Origin of the sequence: Micromonospora sp. C28SCA-DRY-2 (assembly GCF_030519475.1) — a bacterium.
In the GTDB taxonomy this organism is placed as follows: domain Bacteria; phylum Actinomycetota; class Actinomycetes; order Mycobacteriales; family Micromonosporaceae; genus Micromonospora.
The window spans coordinates 531,704-548,506 of sequence record NZ_JAUMKD010000003.1 but is presented as its reverse complement, the minus strand read 5'-3'; the positions used below and the strand labels follow the sequence as shown (position 1 = coordinate 548,506).

Annotated in this window: 16 protein-coding genes; 13 read left to right on the top strand and 3 right to left on the bottom strand. The window is 74.1% G+C overall.

The features are described 5' to 3' along the window. Window positions 1-34: 34 nt before the first annotated feature. The 9 genes from Q3W71_RS16125 (at window position 35) to Q3W71_RS16085 (ending at window position 10,753) form a co-directional block, all read left to right on the top strand. Window positions 35-2,464, top strand: coding sequence for a hypothetical protein (locus Q3W71_RS16125; RefSeq protein ID WP_302920144.1), 2,430 nt, complete (start codon window positions 35-37; stop codon window positions 2,462-2,464). Continuing rightward, window positions 2,413-2,919: a hypothetical protein gene (locus tag Q3W71_RS16120; RefSeq protein WP_302920143.1), complete on the top strand. Its 507-nt coding sequence runs from the start codon at window positions 2,413-2,415 to the stop codon at window positions 2,917-2,919. Before Q3W71_RS16125 ends, Q3W71_RS16120 begins: the two co-directional genes overlap by 52 nt. Before the next feature lie 314 nt (window positions 2,920-3,233). Then, window positions 3,234-3,926 (top strand): ABC transporter ATP-binding protein, encoded by a 693-nt coding sequence (locus tag Q3W71_RS16115; RefSeq protein WP_302920142.1) that lies wholly within the window; start codon window positions 3,234-3,236, stop codon window positions 3,924-3,926. A 104-nt stretch (window positions 3,927-4,030) separates the two neighbouring features. After that, window positions 4,031-4,234, top strand: a complete 204-nt coding sequence (locus Q3W71_RS16110) for a hypothetical protein (protein ID WP_146228167.1) — start codon at window positions 4,031-4,033, stop codon at window positions 4,232-4,234. Window positions 4,235-4,329: 95 nt separating this feature from the next. Continuing rightward, on the top strand, window positions 4,330-7,140 hold the full coding sequence (locus Q3W71_RS16105) for an FtsX-like permease family protein (RefSeq protein ID WP_302920141.1): 2,811 nt from the start codon (window positions 4,330-4,332) through the stop codon (window positions 7,138-7,140). A 55-nt stretch (window positions 7,141-7,195) separates the two neighbouring features. After that, a complete protein-coding gene (locus Q3W71_RS16100) occupies window positions 7,196-7,768 on the top strand; it encodes a redoxin domain-containing protein (RefSeq protein WP_302920140.1) in 573 nt (190 codons plus the stop codon). Window positions 7,769-7,770: 2 nt separating this feature from the next. After that, a complete protein-coding gene (locus tag Q3W71_RS16095; RefSeq protein WP_302920139.1) occupies window positions 7,771-9,657 on the top strand; it encodes an ABC transporter ATP-binding protein in 1,887 nt (628 codons plus the stop codon). Next, window positions 9,654-10,091 (top strand): S26 family signal peptidase, encoded by a 438-nt coding sequence (locus Q3W71_RS16090; protein ID WP_302920138.1) that lies wholly within the window; start codon window positions 9,654-9,656, stop codon window positions 10,089-10,091. The genes Q3W71_RS16095 and Q3W71_RS16090 overlap by 4 nt, the downstream gene beginning before the upstream one ends. A 65-nt stretch (window positions 10,092-10,156) precedes the next feature. Further along, window positions 10,157-10,753: a MauE/DoxX family redox-associated membrane protein gene (locus tag Q3W71_RS16085; protein ID WP_302920137.1), complete on the top strand. Its 597-nt coding sequence runs from the start codon at window positions 10,157-10,159 to the stop codon at window positions 10,751-10,753. Between the two features lie 37 nt (window positions 10,754-10,790). On the opposite strand, the gene Q3W71_RS16080 is transcribed toward Q3W71_RS16085, so the two are convergent. After that, entirely contained in the window at window positions 10,791-11,849 is a 1,059-nt protein-coding gene (locus Q3W71_RS16080; protein WP_302920136.1) for a helix-turn-helix domain-containing protein, read from the bottom strand. Between the two features lie 226 nt (window positions 11,850-12,075). Here Q3W71_RS16080 and Q3W71_RS16075 point away from each other — a divergent pair, with 226 nt between their 5' ends. Continuing rightward, window positions 12,076-12,699 (top strand): dihydrofolate reductase family protein, encoded by a 624-nt coding sequence (locus Q3W71_RS16075; RefSeq protein ID WP_302920135.1) that lies wholly within the window; start codon window positions 12,076-12,078, stop codon window positions 12,697-12,699. A 28-nt stretch (window positions 12,700-12,727) separates the two neighbouring features. Next, the gene (locus Q3W71_RS16070; RefSeq protein ID WP_302920134.1) at window positions 12,728-13,315 is read left to right on the top strand and encodes a dihydrofolate reductase family protein; all 588 of its coding nucleotides are present in this window, start codon (window positions 12,728-12,730) and stop codon (window positions 13,313-13,315) included. A gap of 67 nt (window positions 13,316-13,382) precedes the next feature. On the opposite strand, the gene Q3W71_RS16065 is transcribed toward Q3W71_RS16070, so the two are convergent. Next, window positions 13,383-14,390 carry a GlxA family transcriptional regulator gene (locus Q3W71_RS16065; protein ID WP_302920133.1) on the bottom strand — a complete coding sequence of 336 codons (1,008 nt, stop codon included), beginning with the start codon at window positions 14,388-14,390 and terminating at the stop codon, window positions 13,383-13,385. A gap of 123 nt (window positions 14,391-14,513) precedes the next feature. On the opposite strand from Q3W71_RS16065, the gene Q3W71_RS16060 reads away from it, so the two are divergent. Further along, window positions 14,514-14,936 carry a hypothetical protein gene (locus tag Q3W71_RS16060; RefSeq protein WP_302920132.1) on the top strand — a complete coding sequence of 141 codons (423 nt, stop codon included), beginning with the start codon at window positions 14,514-14,516 and terminating at the stop codon, window positions 14,934-14,936. Window positions 14,937-14,995: 59 nt separating this feature from the next. Continuing rightward, window positions 14,996-16,330 (top strand): DJ-1/PfpI family protein, encoded by a 1,335-nt coding sequence (locus Q3W71_RS16055; RefSeq protein WP_302920131.1) that lies wholly within the window; start codon window positions 14,996-14,998, stop codon window positions 16,328-16,330. Here the strand turns inward: Q3W71_RS16055 and Q3W71_RS16050 are convergent. Continuing rightward, window positions 16,300-16,800: a MauE/DoxX family redox-associated membrane protein gene (locus tag Q3W71_RS16050; protein WP_302920130.1), complete on the bottom strand. Its 501-nt coding sequence runs from the start codon at window positions 16,798-16,800 to the stop codon at window positions 16,300-16,302. The genes Q3W71_RS16055 and Q3W71_RS16050 overlap by 31 nt on opposite strands. Window positions 16,801-16,803 lie beyond the last annotated feature (3 nt).

Sequence of the window (16,803 nt, the reverse complement as noted above, 5' to 3'; positions counted from 1 at the left end):
CCGCCATCAGCTCACCTGCCGCAAGGAGACGTTCGTGAACACCTCACCCAGCAACCTCCGCCCGCGGAGGAGACATCGGATACGCCTGCTCGCCACCGCCACGGCGGTGCTCACCCTGCTCGGTACGGCCGGCGCCGCCGCCGCGCGCCCGGACGAGCCGACCGCTCCGGCACCGGCCGGAGCCGCCGCGGCAGCCGACGGGCTGCGGACCGTCGCGCTGCCCGGGCTGACCCGGGCGACCTACCGGATCACGTTGATCACCGGCGACGAGGTCACGCTGACCCGCGACGGCGGTCGCTACACCGTCACCGCCATCCCGTCGGCGCGGGCCGACGGCACCCGGCCGAGCATCGACGTCGAGGTCAGGACCGGACCGGGTGGAACGGACACCCGCCTGCACGCGCTGCCGAGGGACGTGCAGGCGTTGGTCACCGGCGGTGTCATCGACCGGAAGATCTTCGACGTGGCCTGGCTCGCCACCCAGGTGGAGCGCGATGAGAACACCCCGCTCGGCGTCACCGTCAAGTACGGTGACCGGCTGGACGCCGCGGCGCTGGACAAGCGGGTGTCGGGCCTGCCCGGCGTGACGACGGCCGCGAAGCACCCGGAATCCGGCACTGTCGACCTGCGCGTAGAACCGGGCCAGGCCGCCGCGTTCTGGGCCCGCTTCAAGGGCGACACCCGGGTCGGCGAGCTGAGCGACTACCTGTTCGACCGGGTCACCCCGAAGCTCAGCGGCGACGCGGTGGCGCTCTGGCCCACCGGGCTCCGCTCGACCGAGGCCGAGCCGCAGACCGACACCGGGCAACCGACGTACCGGGTCACCCAGACCTACACGAGGAAGAACGGTGACGCCTTCTACTGCGGCGACCGCCTCATGACCATCTGCCCGCTGTTCGGCTTCCTGCTGGCGCAGGTCGCCGGGAACGCGGTCGGGTCCGGATACGAATCCGTCAGCGCGCGTTGCCTGGACAGCGATCCGTGCACCACCTTCGAGGCGACGTTCGAGGTGCCGCCGGGCACCTATGAGGCCGGCGGCCACGCGCTCTTCCGGCTCGACGGCCGGGACCAGCAGCTCAACCTGGAACTGCCGGAGCTCACCGTCACCGGCGACACCACCCTCACCCGCGACGGCGACGCCGCCCGCCAGTTGACGGTCGGCACCCCCCGCCCCACCGAGACGTTCGTCGCCTCCCGGACCACCTTCCGCACCTTCAGCAACGGCCAGGGCGGCGGCACCCTGAGCTTCACCGGGTACGGCAACTCCACTTTCTGGGCCATCCCCAGCCCTCCGGTGACGGTCGGCACCTTCCACCTCGGGACCAACTGGGTGCTCGGCAAGCCGATGGTGACCATGGCGGTCACCACCCCCAAGCGGGTCGCCCTGAAGCCCATGCTGCCGACCGACTGGTACCGCGGCCCCGGCTTCGAGGTGGTCCGGTTCAGCGGCCGGCAGACTCGCCAACTGGTCGACGGCGGGCTCGGGCGGGCCGCGGACTACGAGCGGATCTCGGCCAAGGGGAAGATCGTCCTGCTGCGGATCGACGCCGACAAGCCCGCCGGCGGGCAGTGCAACGTCGGACCGGCGCAGCTGATGCGAGCGCGGGCCGCGGGTGCCGTCGCGGTACTCGTCGACGCAACCTCGACCGGCGGGCCGTGGCCCACCACGACCTGCCCCCTGCCGGTCCCGCCGGACTGGTGGTTTTACCCGCAGGAGGTGGCCGACATCCCGTACGCCGCCGTCTCGGCGGGCGAGGCCGAGAACCTGCGCGGCCTGCTGCGCCACGGCCCGGTGAAGATCGACGTCTCGGGCTACGACTCGGTCAGCCCGTACGTCTACACCCTGCACATCTACCAGGAGGGGCGGATCCCGGCCTCGCTGCACACCGAGGTCACCGACAAGCAACTCGCCACGGTGGACACCTCGCTGCACGGCACCCGGGCGCAGCCGGCCAGCCTGATCTACTCGGCCTTCCGACCGAACGAGACAGCCGTGGCCGGGGTGCCGTACAGCTACCTCACCGACAGCGTCCGGTTCACCACCTACCGCGGCCCGGTCTCGCCCGACCTGGTTCGGCTCCAGTTCTACGAGCCCTCCGGGGGGCAGCCGGGTGCCCGCACCATCGACGTCGTGGACCGGGCGGGACCGGACACCGCGCGATGGACGGCCCGGCCGCTGGTGCCCGGCGCGCCCGAACTGTCCCCCCAGGTCTTCCGCACCCAGCCCGGCAAGTGGGAGGGCGCCTGGTCCACCGAAATCTGTGCCTTCTGCCGGCAGGGCAACACGTTCTACCCGATCACCAACCTGGTGTCCGGGGCGGCGCCGAACCACATCATGGGCTCGTACGTCTTCGAGCCGCAGAACGTGCGCATGTACGCCGACGGCCGGGAACTACCCAGGCCAGTTCTCTCGTGTGGGGTCCCACCTACGAGCTCCCCGCCGAAGCCCGGAGATACCGGCTGACGGCCGAGACCGGCAGGACCACGACGACGTGGAACTTCACGTCCGCCGCGCCGACCCGGTACGAGCCGCCGAAGGGGTTCACCTGCGCCGAGGGGACGAGCACCCCCTGCCACGCCGACCCGCTGCTGTTCCTGCGGTACGACGCTGGCGCGGACCTCGGCGACGCGGTCACCGCTCCCGGCCGCCACCAGCTCCGGGTCAGCGCGTACCACCAGGTACCGGGGGCGCCGGCGGTGAAGAGCCTCGCGCTGTCCATCAGCACCGATGGCGGGGTCACCTGGAAACAGCTCTCGACGACCGCCAAGGGCGGCGGCGACTACACCGCGGGCTACCAGGTCCCAAGGCTGACCGACACCACGGGCACGGTCAGCATCAGGGCCAGCGCGCGGGACGCGGCCGGCAACACCGTCGAGCAGACCGTCCTCGACGCCTTCCGCCTCACCGGCCGGCGCTGACGTCACTCCCGGGTCTGCCGGGCACGTCACCGACGTGCCCGGCGGCTGGGGGAGTGCCACCCGTGGCCGCCGCGCCGACGGGAATGTGCTCGCCGTCCGCCGCCGCCCTCGACGTGGGGGTGCCGGACGCCGCCGGATCACGCAGTGGATTGATGAATTGACGTTCGGTCATGTAGTTTCCTGTTTCGTGCCGAGCAATACGGGGGCTGGGCGATGAGACTTCCATTTCGGGGTTCGCGGCGTCCGCACGCTCCGACAGCCATGACCTCCGCCAGACCCGGGCCGATCACCGCCCGGCCGCTGCCCGGTGCCCGATGAGCGCCGGCGGCGGCCCGGCCGGGCGGGGCGCGGGGATCCGGGTCACCGGCCTGGTCAAGCGGTTCCGCTCGGGTGACGCGACGATCGTCGGCGCGGACCGGATCAGCCTCGCGGTGCCGGCCGGCGCCACCGTCGCGGTGACCGGCCCGAGCGGTTCGGGCAAGTCCACCCTGCTGCACCTGATCGGTGCCATCGAGCGCGCCGACGAGGGGCGCATCGACGTCGACGACGTGGAGGTGACCGGCCTGTCCGGCCGGCGGCTCGCCCGCTACCGCCGGGGGGTCGGCTTCGTCTTCCAACGCTTCCACCTGCTCCCCGCGCTGTCCGCGGTGGACAACGTCCTCGCGCCGCTGCTGCCGTATCGGACCAGCTTCGACAAGGTCGAGCGGGCCCGGAGCCTGCTCGCCGAGGTGGGGCTGGCCGGCCGGGAACGGGCCCAGCCCGCCCAGCTCTCCGGCGGCCAGCAGCAGCGGGTGGCGATCGCGCGGGCCCTGGTCGGCCGGCCCCGGCTGCTGCTGGCCGACGAACCGACCGGCAACCTGGACTCGGCCACCGGCGAAGAGATCATCAACCTGCTCTGGCGGCTCCGCGACGAGCACGGCATGACCCTGCTCATGGCGACCCACGAGGCGGCGCTGGCGGACCGCTGCGACCGGACCGTCCGGATCCACGACGGACGGATCGTCTAGCGCCGGCGAACCGGCGCGGAAACGGGGGTGAGGCGATCGGGAATCGGACGCGACACGGAAATCGTCCATCGACGTCATCGACAGTCCGATCAGAAGGAGTGGAAATGGTACGAATGCTCGAAGCGGCGGCGGACCGGGTGCTCAGGATGTTCGTTCCGGAGGTGACCGCGCAGGCCGCCGCGTGCACCTGCTGGACCGAGTACTGCGGGTGCAGCGGCGGACTGCGCCGGGTGCGGGACTGCTGCCGGGGCTGCGACAGCATCGGCACGACCTGCGGCTACTGCCGCACCACCTCGACACGCTGCTGACCCGACCACGACCGCACCGATGACGGCGTCCGGCCGGCCCGATCCGGCCGGACGACCACCCTGCCCGAGCGGAGACGACCCCACCCATGTTGCGGATGGTCTGGTCACAGCTGCGGAACACCCCCGGCCGGAGCCTGGCGGTGTTCGCCGCCGTGCTGGTCGCGACCACCGGGTTCACCGTGCTCACCGGCGCCGCCAGCACCTCCCGGCTGGTCGCCCGCGGTTCCGTCGACGGGCAGTTCCGGCCGTCCTACGACATCCTGGTCCATCCGTCGGCGCCGGCCGCCGGCCTGCTCGACCAGACCCGGCCCACCGCTGCCTACGGCGGCATCGGCCTGGACCAGTGGCGGCGGATCGAGCGGATCCCCGGCGTCGAGGTGGCCGCCCCGCTGGCGGTCCTCGGGATCGCCGACATCCGTCCGGGCCTGCGGGTGGACGTGACCGACCAGGTCGACCCGTCGGCCGAGCGGCAGGTCGTCGAGATCGCCGCCCGGATCAGCGGGGACCGGGGGCTGAGCACGCTGACCGCCGCACCGACCTACGTGTACGTGTCCCGGCGGCCCCTGGTGCCGCTCGCCGACCAGAGCGGGCGGGTGTACGTCTACGCCGACGGCACCCGGATCAGCCAGTCCACCTCCGCCGCCGAGTGCCCGGGCACGGGTGGCGGCGGCACGCTGGAGGTGCAGCCCGACGGCCGCCGCCGGCAGGTGTGCCAGACCGCGGTGAGCAGCTTCGACCCCGACGCCCGGCGGACCAGGGTCAGCGACGTGCTGGCGTACCAGTTGCTCGCGGACGGCACCTTCCGGCTGGCCTCCGTGTTCACCAGCGGCCGTCCCGCGTCGGCCGTTCCCGCCACCGCGCGGCTGGAGGTCCGGCTGCCGGCGGTGGTGCCGGTGCTGGTCGCCGGGATCGATCCGGCCGCCGAGGCGCGTCTGGTCGGCCTGGACCGGGCGGTCCGCCAGGGCCGCTACCTGACCGACACCGATGCCGTCGCCCCGGCCCCTCCGTTCACCCAGCTCTCTCCGCTGCCCACCGCCGGTCCGGCCGGCCGGACCCTGCCGGTGCTGGCCGCCGACGACCTCGCCCTGGACGAACGGATCGACCTCACCGTGTCCCGGCTGACCGGCTCCACCGCCGAGCGGGTGCCCGGCACCGCGACGGAGGCGCTCTGGCCCTTGCTGCGCGACGCGGCGAGGACACCGCCGCGGGCGGTCCGGCACGACCTGGCGCAGCTCTACCGCGCCCGGCTCGACACCGCCCTGGCCGGGCAGGCCCCGCTCTCCGGCATCCTGGCCCTGCTCCGGCCCGGACCGGTGGCCTACACACAGCAGCCCGACGGGGTCGCCCGGGTGCTGCCCCGGTCAGGATCGGACTCGACCGACCCGACGATCGAGGACGTGTGGCGGGACTCCTGGCTCGGTGCGGGCGACGTCGGGACGGCGGACCCGGTGAGCCTGCTCGGGCAGTCGGAGTGGACGGTCACTCCGGTGGGCAGCTTCGCGCCGGGCGCGGTCGACGCCCGGGCCGCGCAACAGGCCCTCGACCTCTACCGGCCGGCCCCGCCGACGGGCGCCGACGCGCGCTCGCGGGGCCTGCTCAGCGACCGCCCGCTGCTGCCCGGGGACGACCCGCTCGGTTACCCGCACCGTCCACCGGGCCTGCTGACCAGCCTGACCGCGGCCGGTGAGCTGTACGCGAGCCTCGGGTCCCCGACGAGTGCCGCGCCGCTGAGCTCGGTGCGGGTCCGGGTCGCCGGGATCGACCGGTTCGACGAGGTGGCCCGGGAACGGGTCCGGATGGTGGCCGACGAGATCGTCCGGCAGACCGGGCTGACCGTCGAGATCGTGCTGGGCGGCTCGACGGTGCGCACCCCGGTCCTGCTGCCCGCCGGCCAGCTCGGCCGCCCCGACCTCACCCTCTCGGAGCCGCGCACCCGCAAGGGCGTGGCGGCCGAGATCGTCACCGCCGTCGACCGCAAGAACGTCCTGCTGCTCGGACTGCTGCTGGTGGTCTGCGCGCTGCTGGTCGGTAACGCGGTGTCCACCGCGGTCCGCGCCCGGCGCCGCGAGCTGGCCATCCTGGCCTGCGTCGGCTGGCCCGGCTGGCGACTGAGCCTGCTGATCCTCGCCGAGACCACGGCGCTGGGGCTGACCGCCGGGCTGCTCGGCGCCGCGCTGTCGGGCCCGCTCGCCCGACTGGCCGACGTGCGGGTCTCCGGCACGGTGACCCTGCTGTGCGTGCCGATCGCGGTGTTGCTGACCGCTGCGGCCAGCGCCCTGCCCGCACTGCGGGCCGCTCGTACCCGCTCGGCCGAGGCGCTCCAGGCGACCGCGGCGCCGGCCCGGCGGGCCGCGGCGCGGACCGTCGCCGGGCTGGCGGCGGCCAACCTGGTCCGGACGCCGGCGCGCACCCTCGCCGGCGCGGTGAGCCTCGCGGCCGGCGTCGGCGCGGTGACCCTGATCGCCGCCGCGCTCTGGGCGTTCAACGACGGCATGGTCGGCTCGCTGCTCGGCCAGGCGGTCTCCGTGCAGGTGCGCGGGGTGGATCTGGTGGCGGTCGGCGGCGTGCTGCTGTTCGGCGTGCTGGGCGTGGCCGACGTGCTCTACCTCAACGTGCGGGAACGGTCGGCCGAGCTCGCCACGCTCCGGGCGGTCGGCTGGCCGGATTCCGCGCTCAACCGGTTGCTGATCTACGAGGCGCTCGGCGTCGGGGCGCTCGGCTGCGTCCTCGGGGTCGCCGCCGGCCTGGGCTCGGCCGCCCTGCTGGTGGGCCGGGTGGACGGCCGGCTGGCGGCGCTGGCGCTGGCCGTGACCGGGGCGGCGTTGCTGCTGACCGTGCTCGCCGCACTGGTCCCGGCGATCCTGATCCGGCGGCTGCCGACCGCCGCGCTGCTCACCGATGAATGAGGACGCTCGACCGGATGGCCGGCCGAGGGCCGGATCGACCTACGGGGGAGGAACGATGTCGTACCTGGTGGCCGCGGTGGTCGTGCTGGCGGTGCTGTGCGTGTTCAACCTGCTGCTGTCGTTCGGCGCGATCCGCCGGCTGCGCCAGCACACCGAACTGCTCAACCGGCCCCGGCACGAGCCCGGGGAGCGGGACCTGGTCCGCCCGGTCGGGTCGACGGTGGGGGAGTTCGTCGCCACGACCGTCGACGGGGACCGGGTGTCCCGGGAATCGGTCGGTGCCGCGGCCCTGATCGCCTTCTTCTCCGTGCACTGCCCGGCCTGCCGGGAACGCAAGCCGGACTTCCTGGCCGGCGCGCCCGCGTACGCCGCGGCCGGCTGGACCGTGCTGGCCGTGGTCGTCGGCGATCCGGCCGAGTCGGCCGCCCTGGTCAGCGAGTTGCGACCCAGCGGCGCGGTGCTGGTGGAGGATGTCGGCGGGCCGGTGGGCGAGGCGTTCTCGCTGACCGGCTACCCGGCGTTCGTCCTGGTGCGGGAGAGCCGGATCGTCGCCAGCTCGTTCGATCTCCGTCAACTGCCACCCGCCGAGGCGCCGGCGGGGTCGGTCAGCGGACCGGTCGCCTCCTGACCGTGGCCCGGCTGACTCTCCGCCGTCGCCGCGACGACGCCGGCAAGCCGGCGGCCGGAGCGCTGTGGCGCGCCGGTGTCACCGCCGCGGCGCTCGCCGCCCGCTCCTCGCCGCCCGTGCTGGCGACGGTGCTGGTGCTCACCCTGGTCTCCGGCGGCCTGCCGATCGCCATCGCCTGGTTGACCAAGCTGATCCTCGACCGGATCGTGGACCAGCGGCCCGGAACGGGGGACCTGGTCGGCCTGGCGCTGGGACTGGCCGCCGCCAGCCTGGTCGTCGGGGTGACCCCGCACCTGCTCCGATACCTGCACACCGAGTTGGGACGGCGGATCGCCCGCACCGCGCAGGACCGGCTGTACCGCGCGGTGAACGGCTTCGCCGGACTGGCCCGGTTCGAGGACCCGCGCTTCCTCGACCGGCTCCAACTCGCCCAGCAGGCCGGCGCGAGCACCCCGGAACAACTCGTCGGAGGCGCGGCCAACCTGCTGCGCGGCGTCGCCGTGGTGGCCGGCTTCCTCGGCTCCGTCCTGACGATCAGCCCGGCCATGGCGGTGGCGGTCACCCTCGGTGCGGTGCCGGTGCTGCTGGCCGAGCTGTGGTTGTCCCGGCGTCGCGCCGAGACCGAACTGCGGGTGAGCCCGTACGACCGGCGCGAGTTCTTCTACCGCACCCTGCTGGCCAGCCTCCAGGCGGCGAAGGAGATCCGGATCTTCGGCATCGGCGACTTCCTCCGGGAGCGGATGCTGACCGAGCGGAGCCGCTCCGATCGGGCCCGCCGGCGGATGGACCGGCGGGAGGCGCAGGTACAAACCGTGCTGGGCCTGCTGAGCGCGGGTATCGCCGGGGCGGGGCTGGTCTGGGTGGTGCAGGCGGCCGGCAGCGGCCGGTTGACCATCGGCGACGTGCCGATGTTCGTGGCGGCGCTCGCGGCCGTCCAGGGTGGCCTGGCCGGCCTGGTCGCCGACGTCACCGCCACCCACCACAACCTGCTGCTGTTCACCCACTACCAGGCGGTGGTCCGGGCCGCGCCCGACCTGCCGGTCCCGGACCGGGCGGCCGCGCTGCCGCCGTTGCGCACCGGCATCGAGTTCGACGACGTCTGGTTCCGGTACGGCGACGACCATCCCTGGGTGCTGCGCGGGGTGACCCTGCGGATCCGGTCCGGCGAGGCGCTCGCCCTGGTCGGCGCGAACGGCGCCGGCAAGAGCACGCTGGTCAAGTTGCTCTGCCGGTTCTACGACCCGACCCGGGGGACGATCCGGTGGGACGGCGTGGACCTGCGGGACGTGCCGGTGGCGGAGCTGCGCCGGCGGATCGGGGTGACGTTCCAGGACTACATGCACTACGACCTGACCGGGGCGGAGAACATCGGCCTCGGCGATCTGGACAGCCTGCCGGACCGGTCGCGGATCGAGGCCGCGGCCCGGCTGGCCGGGGTGCACGACACCCTGAGCGCGCTGCCGCACGGCTACGACACGCTGCTCAGCCGGACCTTCATGAGCGGTGCGGAGAACAACACGGTACGGGTGGGCGTGACGCTGTCCGGCGGGCAGTGGCAGCGGCTCGCGCTGGCCCGGGCGTTCCTGCGGGACCGGTGCGACCTGCTGATCCTGGACGAACCCAGTGCCGGCCTGGACCCGGACGCCGAGGCGGAGATCCACCAGGCGATGCGGGCGCACCGGGCCGGCCGGACCACCCTGCTGATCACCCACCGGCTCGGCGCGGTCCGGGACGCCGACCTGATCGTCGTGCTGCGCGACGGCCGGGTGGCGGAGTCCGGCCGGCACCACGAGCTGCTGGCCGCCGACACCCAGTACGCCCGGATGTTCGTCAGACAGGCCAGCGGCTACCGCGGGCCCGATCCCGCGCTGCACCGGGGGGCGGAGTGATCCTGGCGTGCGGCGGGGCGGCGACGCTGCTGGCCGTCGTGCTGGTCGGCCGGTGGCTCCGGCGGCGGTTCCTGGTGGTCACCGTGGAGGGCCGCAGTATGGAACCCGGCCACCGGGACGGCGACCGGGTCCTGGTCGACCGGCTGCGGTCGGCCACCGTCCGGGTCGGCGACGTCGTGGTGGTCGATCGGGACGGCGTCCCGGACCGGCCCGACCGACCGATGATCAAACGTGTCGCGGCGCTGCCCGGCGAACCGGTTCCGGTCGAGGTGTGCGCCTTCCAGCACTGGCCGATCCGGACCCGGGTGCCTCCCGGGCAACTGGTGCTGCTGGGCGACAATCCGGCCGGCAGCCTCGACTCCCGCCAGCGCGGATTCTTCCCCGCCGACCGGCTGCTGGGGGTCGTCGTTCGACAGCTGCGCCGGGACCGGTGAACCGCCCGGCGCTGGTGGAGGTGTCACGCCGCGCGAGCCCGCGCCGGGTGCTGGAGGAGGAGCTCATGTCGTACGTGTCGGTCGGTCTGCTGGCGGTCCTGTGGTGGGTGTTCGCGGCGTCGAGTTGGAGCAAGGCGCGCAGCCGGACGGCCCTGCGCGCGTTCGCCGACTCGCTGCGACCGCTGCCGCTGCTGCCCGCCCGGCTGGTGGATCCGGTGGCCGTCCTGGTCACGATCGCCGAGCTGGGGCTCGTGCTCGGCATCGGCTGGTCGGTACTGGCGGTGGCGACCGGCTGGCCGGCCGCGCGGCCGGGCGCGACGCTGGTGCTCGTCCTGACCCTGCTGCTGCTGGCGGTGCTCACGACCGGCGTGGTACTCGCGGTGCGCCGCGACACCGGGGCCCGCTGCGCCTGTTTCGGGGCCACCCAGCAGCCGCTCGGTCGGCGGCACGTCGTGCGCAACGCACTCCTGCTGGCGGTGACCGGGGCTGCCCTGGTGACGGTCCTGGTCGCGCGGACGCATCCGCTGGCGGCGGCCGGTGTGCTGGTCGGCGTGGCAACCGGGTCGGTCGGTGCGCTGATCCTGATCCGCCTGGACGACCTGCTGGAGCTGTTCCTGCCCACGCCGTCGACCTCGCTGGCCCCGGCCCGCCGACGACGCTAGCGATCATCGGTGCGCGGAGCCGCACACCCGGAGCCCGTCAGCGTCGGGCGACGTTGGCCTCCTTCGGCGCGGCGAGCAGCGCCGATCCGAGGGGTGTGCGCTGGTACAGGACCCGGCGTCCGCGCCGGTTGCGGTCCACCAGTCCGGCGGCCAGGAGAACCCGCAGGTGATACGACACGGTGGGCTCCGTCCAGTGCAGTTCCCGGCTGAGCTCTCCGGTCGACCTCGGCTCGGTCAGGGCGGTGAGCAGCGCCGCCCGGGTGCCGCCGATCAGGTCCGCCACGGCACGTGCCGGGTCGTCGCGGCGCCGGGCCCACAACCGGGCGATGTCGTCGGCTCGGTACACCAGCATCGGCGTCAGCGGGCGCTCGGCCGCGATCCGCACCGGGCCGACGTGTGCGGTGGTCGGTACCAGCAGCAGCCCGTCGTGCGCCCAGTCGATGGTGCCGTCGTAGCGCCGGTCGAGCGAGATGCCGGATTCCTGCCAGGACAGCCCGGGCCCCAGCGACTCGAGCATCGCCACCGCACCGCGGGCGGCCGACAGGTCGCCACGGCGCCGGATGTCCGCGTCGAGCACGCCGCGGACCGCTGGCCAGTCCTCCCGCACGGCGACGTCGAAGAAGGTCCCGATCGCTTCGGCGGCCACCGCCGCCACCACCCGGGGACCGCGCCGCACCAGGTCGTCCAGCACCGCCGGGGCGGGCCGTCGCCACTGCTCGTACTCGGTGCGGGTGGCGAAGAGTCCCGCCACGTCGGCGCGGACGGGCCGGCCGCGTAGTCCGATGTCGAGGTGGTGCTCGACCACCTCGGGGGGCGTGCTCGCGATCTGCTCGACCATCGCCTCGACAGGTGCCCCGCGCGTCGGCACCGGGCTCAGGAAGTCCGGGCTGTAGTCGTGGTCGATCGGCACGAGCGCTTCGAGGACCTCCCGGAGCCGCCCGGGCATCCGCTCCCGTGCGCGGCGGTACCAGGTGCGGGCATGGGGCGCCGGGTGGTGCTCGCGCAGCCGTACGGTGTCGATCACCTCGTGCACCGGGGAGGCCGCGAACCTCGACCGGCCCAGGGTGTCGGCGGTCATCGCAATGCGCAGCACCACCCGGCCAGTCTGCCTCAGCGGCGGGCCGGCGTGCGGCGTCGAGCGCCACGTCGCGCGGCCGGGCGTGAACCGCCGTCGCGGGCCGGCACCACCGTGACAATTACAGGGACCTCGAATCAATGGCTCCGTGCCGCGCGCTGACCCAAGCTCGACGAGGCGGGCCGGGGGCCAGCGCTCGGCCGTCCCCGGCACGCCCGACATCTCCGACATCACCAGAGGAGGAACCATGAGCACCACCGAGCGGCGAGGCCCGGTGAAGGCCGCCATCACGGTGTCCCTGGACGGCTACGTCACCGGTCCCGACGATCGTGCGGGCCAGGGGCTCGGCGTCGGCGGCGAGCGGCTGCACTACTGGGTCATGGGCGGCCCGTGGACCTACGAGACGGAGCGCGAGCCCGGCGCCGGGATGACCGACGCGGACCGTGCCTACTACGACGCGCTGCTCGAGGGGACGAGCGCCGGCCTGTGCGGCCGGGGCATGTACGACAGCGCCGGCGCCTGGGGCGGCCGGAACCCGTTCGGCGGCACCATGGTCGTGCTCACCCACCGCACCGCCGACCAGCCCGACCCGAGCACCGGTTTCGTCATGGTCGACGGGTTCGAGGAGGCGCTGGCGGAGGCCCGGCGAGCGGCGGGTGAGGGCGGCGTCGCCATCGGCGGGGGCGCCGACATCATCCGCCAGGCGCTCGGGGCGGGGGTGGTCGACGAACTCGGCATCACCACCGCTCCGGTCGTCCTCGGCCGCGGGAAGCGGCTCTTCGAGGGCTTCGACCGCGACATCGATCTCCAGATCCTCTCGGTGCACAACTCGCCGTACGCCGTCCACGTGCGGTACGGCGTCGTGCGCTGATCCCGTTGTGTCGCGAAGGGAGACCGACGTGTCAGGCCTGATGGTCGACTTCATCACCTCACTGGACGGTTACGGCGCCGCCGAGGGCTGGCCGGGGTTCTGGGGCCTCGAAGGGCCCGAGTACCTCGAATGGCTCGGTCGGGAGGCCGACGCGGAGTACACCGTCCTGATGGGGGCGAACACCTACCGGCTGATGTCCGGGTTCGCCGCCGGCTCCGACGACGCCGGCCTCGCGGACCTGACCGCCAGACCCAAGGTCGTGTTCTCGTCGACGTTGCGGGCGCCGCTGTCGTGGGCCAACTCGCGGGTGGTCGACACCGACCCGGTCGAGACCGTGCGGTCGATGAAGGCGGACGGTGCGACCCCGATGCGCACCATCGGCAGCCTCACCCTGTGCCGGTCGCTGATCGGGGCCGGGCTGGTCGACCGCTTCCGGGTGGTCGTCTTTCCGGTGGTCACCGGGAACTCCGGTCGGGACCGGATCTACGACGGATGGCCCGACGTGGCCCTCGAGACGGTCGCCACCCGGACGTTCGACGGCCGGCTCCAGCTGCTGGAGTACGTCCCCACGGTGCTCGCGGGCCCGCCCGGGACGGCGGCACCGACGCACGAGTGACCCGGGAGCGCGACCCCGGCGTGGCGGGCCGGGGCGCGCCCGCCCCGGCCGCGGCACGGACGACGTCCTACGGGGACGCCCGACCCGACGTCGCGGTGTCCGTGCGGTCGGTGGACGTGGACTGGGTGGCGCGGTAGTGCGACGGTGAGACGCCGTAGGCGCCGACGAACGCCTGGCGCAGCGCCTCGACGGTCCCGAAACCGCAGCGGCCCGCTATCGCCTCCACCGTCAGGTCGGTACCGGTGAGCAGGTGCGCGGCCGCCTCCACCCGGGCCCGCCGCACGAACCGGCCCGGTGTCAGCCCGATCTCCCGGTGGAACAGCCGGGCGAGGTGCCGCTCACTGACCCCGGCGCGCCGGGCCAACGTGGCCGCGGAGAGGTCCTCGTGCAGGTGCGACGAGATGTGCGAGACGGTCTCCCGCACCAGCGAGTGCCGGACCGCCGGCGGTGCCGTGAACATGCTCATCTGCGCCTGGTTGCCGGGCCGTTGCAGGTAGGTCACCAGGTGACGCGACACGTCCCTGGCCAGCGCCGGGCCCTCGTCGGCCTCGATGAACGCCAGAGTGAGGTCCAGCGCCGCGGTCACCCCCGCCGAGGTGCACACGTCGCCCTCGGCGATGAAGATCGGATCGCTGTCGAACTCCACGTGCGGAAACCGCCGCTGGAGGTACGCCGCGTGGTGCCAGTGCGTCGCCACCCGCCGTCCGTCGAGCAGACCGGCGGCGGCCAGCACGCCGGCGCCGGTGCAGACCGACGCGACCCGGCGCGCCTCCCGACCGAGTCGACGGACGTGGGCGACGAGGCGCTCGTCCCGCATCGCGTCCACGTAGCCGATCCCGCCGGAGACGACGAGCGTGTCCAACGGCCCCCGAGCCCGCTCGAGCGCGATCTCGGCGTTCAGCACCAGCCCGGCCGCGGTGCGGATCGGCGCGCCGCCGGGCGAGGCCAGCCGGAGCCCGTAGATCGCACGTCGCCGCAGGTAGTTGGCCATCTGCAGGGACGCCGTCACGCAGGCGATGTCGAGCAATTCGGCCGCGGGATAGCCGACGACCAGGACGCGACGTGTGGTCCCCACGGTGCCACGCTACGGGCCGCGCCGCCCGCAGGCGACATGTCCGTAGGACAGCCAGCCCAAGTATTCGGACCAACCGCCGGCCGGTTGTCGCCGCGACGGCGGCCCGCCGCGCACGGTGGCCTCATGGCAACCACCGACCCCGCCCGGCCGGCGCAGAGCCGCCTCGGATCCGCGCGCGTCGTACGTCCGCTGGTCCGCCACTACGTCGAGATGGTCGTCGCGATGACCGTCGGCATGACGGTGCTCGGCGTCCTCCGCTCGTCCGTCGGACTCACCGTCGCGTTCGCCGAGCGTCCCGGCGCCGCGTACCTGTTGATGGCGACCGACATGGCGATCGGCATGGCCGTCTGGATGCGCGTGCGCCGCCACCCCTGGCCGGCGACGCTCGAGATGTGCGCGGCCATGTACCTGCCCGTCGCGCTGGTGCCGCTCGTGTGGGCCGGGGTCGTCGGATCGATGACGTTCATGATCGCCGTCCACGTCCTCATGCTGGCCGCCATGCTGGTCGTGCTCCTGCGCCATCGCCACCACCTCGTCCGCTGCTGACCCCGGGCGGCCCCGGCCGGCCGCACCCACACCAGACCTTCCAGCGAGGAGCTGTGGCCATGCGGAGAAGGATCGTCCGCATCCTGGTCGTCGCGGTGGCGGCGCTCGTCGTGCCCGCCGCCGTCGGGGCGCTGGGCGTCCGGCGGGCGACCGACGAGGTCTACCCCGACCGCGTCTCCGGCGTCGCCCCGCCCGCGTGGTCGGCACCCGTGCTGGATCCGGGCCGGCCCACGGTGGCCATCGTGCTCGGCTCGGCGGGCGCCAACGTCGCCGACACCCTCGCCCCGTACGAGGTGTTCGCGGCGACCGGCCGGTTCAACGTGGTGACCGTGGCGCCGACGCCCGACCCGGTCACCCTGACCGGCGGCCTCGACCTCGTGCCCGACCTGAGCTTCGCCCAACTGGCCGCCCGGATGGCCGGGCCGCCCGACGTCATCGTCGTGCCGCAGCTGCACGGCCCCACGTCCGACGTGGTGCGGTGGCTGCGTGCGCAGCGCCGGCAGGGCGCCCCGCTCCTGCTGAGCGTGTGCGTGGGCGCCGAGGTGCTCGCCGACGCCGGGCTCCTCGACGGCCGGCCGGCCACCTCGCACTGGCTCAAGCTGATCGGGCTACGCCGCAGCCACCGGGACGTGCGGTGGACCGAGGGTGTCCGGTTCGTCGACGACGGCGACGTCGTCAGCACCGCCGGGGTGCTCTCCGGCATCGACGGCGCGCTCCGCGTCGTGGAGCGCCTCGTCGGTGCGGCGGAGGCCGAGCGGGTGTCCCGGGAGCTGCGCTGGTCCGGGTACCGACCCGGCGAGCCGGTCGCCATCGCCGGTGCGCGTCCGGCGCCGCGCGACCTGGTGGCGCTGTTGAGCGCCGCCTACCGGTGGAACCGGCCGACGACCGGCGTGCTGCTGGCCGACGGCGTGGGCGAGATCGAACTGGCCGCCGCCTTCCGTCCCTACACCGAGCTGTCCTACCTGGCCCGCCTCGAGGCGTTCAGCGTCGACGGTCGGGCCGTCCGTTCCCGGCACGGCCTGACGTTCCTGCCCCGCTCCGGCTGGAACCCGGCGGAGCCCGGCTTCGACCGGGTGCTGGTGCCCACCGGCGGCCCCGCCGGCCTCGGCGACACGTCGATCCCCGTGCACCCGCTGCACCGTGCCGACGAGTTCCCCGTCGACGGGGCACTGCGCGACATCGCCGGCACCTACGACGTCGCCACCGCCCGCTGGGTCGCCAAGTCCCTCCAGTACCCGGTGCCGGACCAGGGGCTGGGCGGCCCTCGGTGGCCGTGGCGTCTCACCGCGGCGCCGCTGCTGCTGGCCGGCGTCGGCGCGGCCGCGGTGATCCTGCTCGGCCGGGTCCGACGACGACTCGGCGGTCACGTTCGGCTGGGCGCGCCGAACAGGTAGCGGACCTCGTCCATCATGACGACCAGCGCGGCGGCGACCAGCGCGCCGGCGACGGCCAGGCCCGCCCCGGCCGGGCTCACCGGCCCGGCCGGGGCGAGCGCGCCGACCACGGCGGAGCCGATGAGGAAAGCGTTGCGCCACACGTGCTGGCGGCCCAGCGGCGTGGCGGTGCGGCCGAAGCAGCGGCAGGTGCCGCCACCCCGCCGCAGGTTCGCCGCGATGGCGACGGTGAAGGCGAGCAGCAGGGCGGCACCGGAGAGGAAGCCGGCCAGCGGGAACACCGCCAGCAGGGCGACGGTGCCGAACTCGGCGGCGACCACGGCCGCGGCGAGCGGGCCGGCCGGCCGGTAGCCCAGGTCGCGCACCGAGCGCGCGAACTCGCGGAAGGCGGCCCGCCCGGAGACCTTGCCGACCGCCGCGGCCAGCAGGACCGCGCCGAGCAGCACCCGGCACCCGATCTCGACGTACATCTG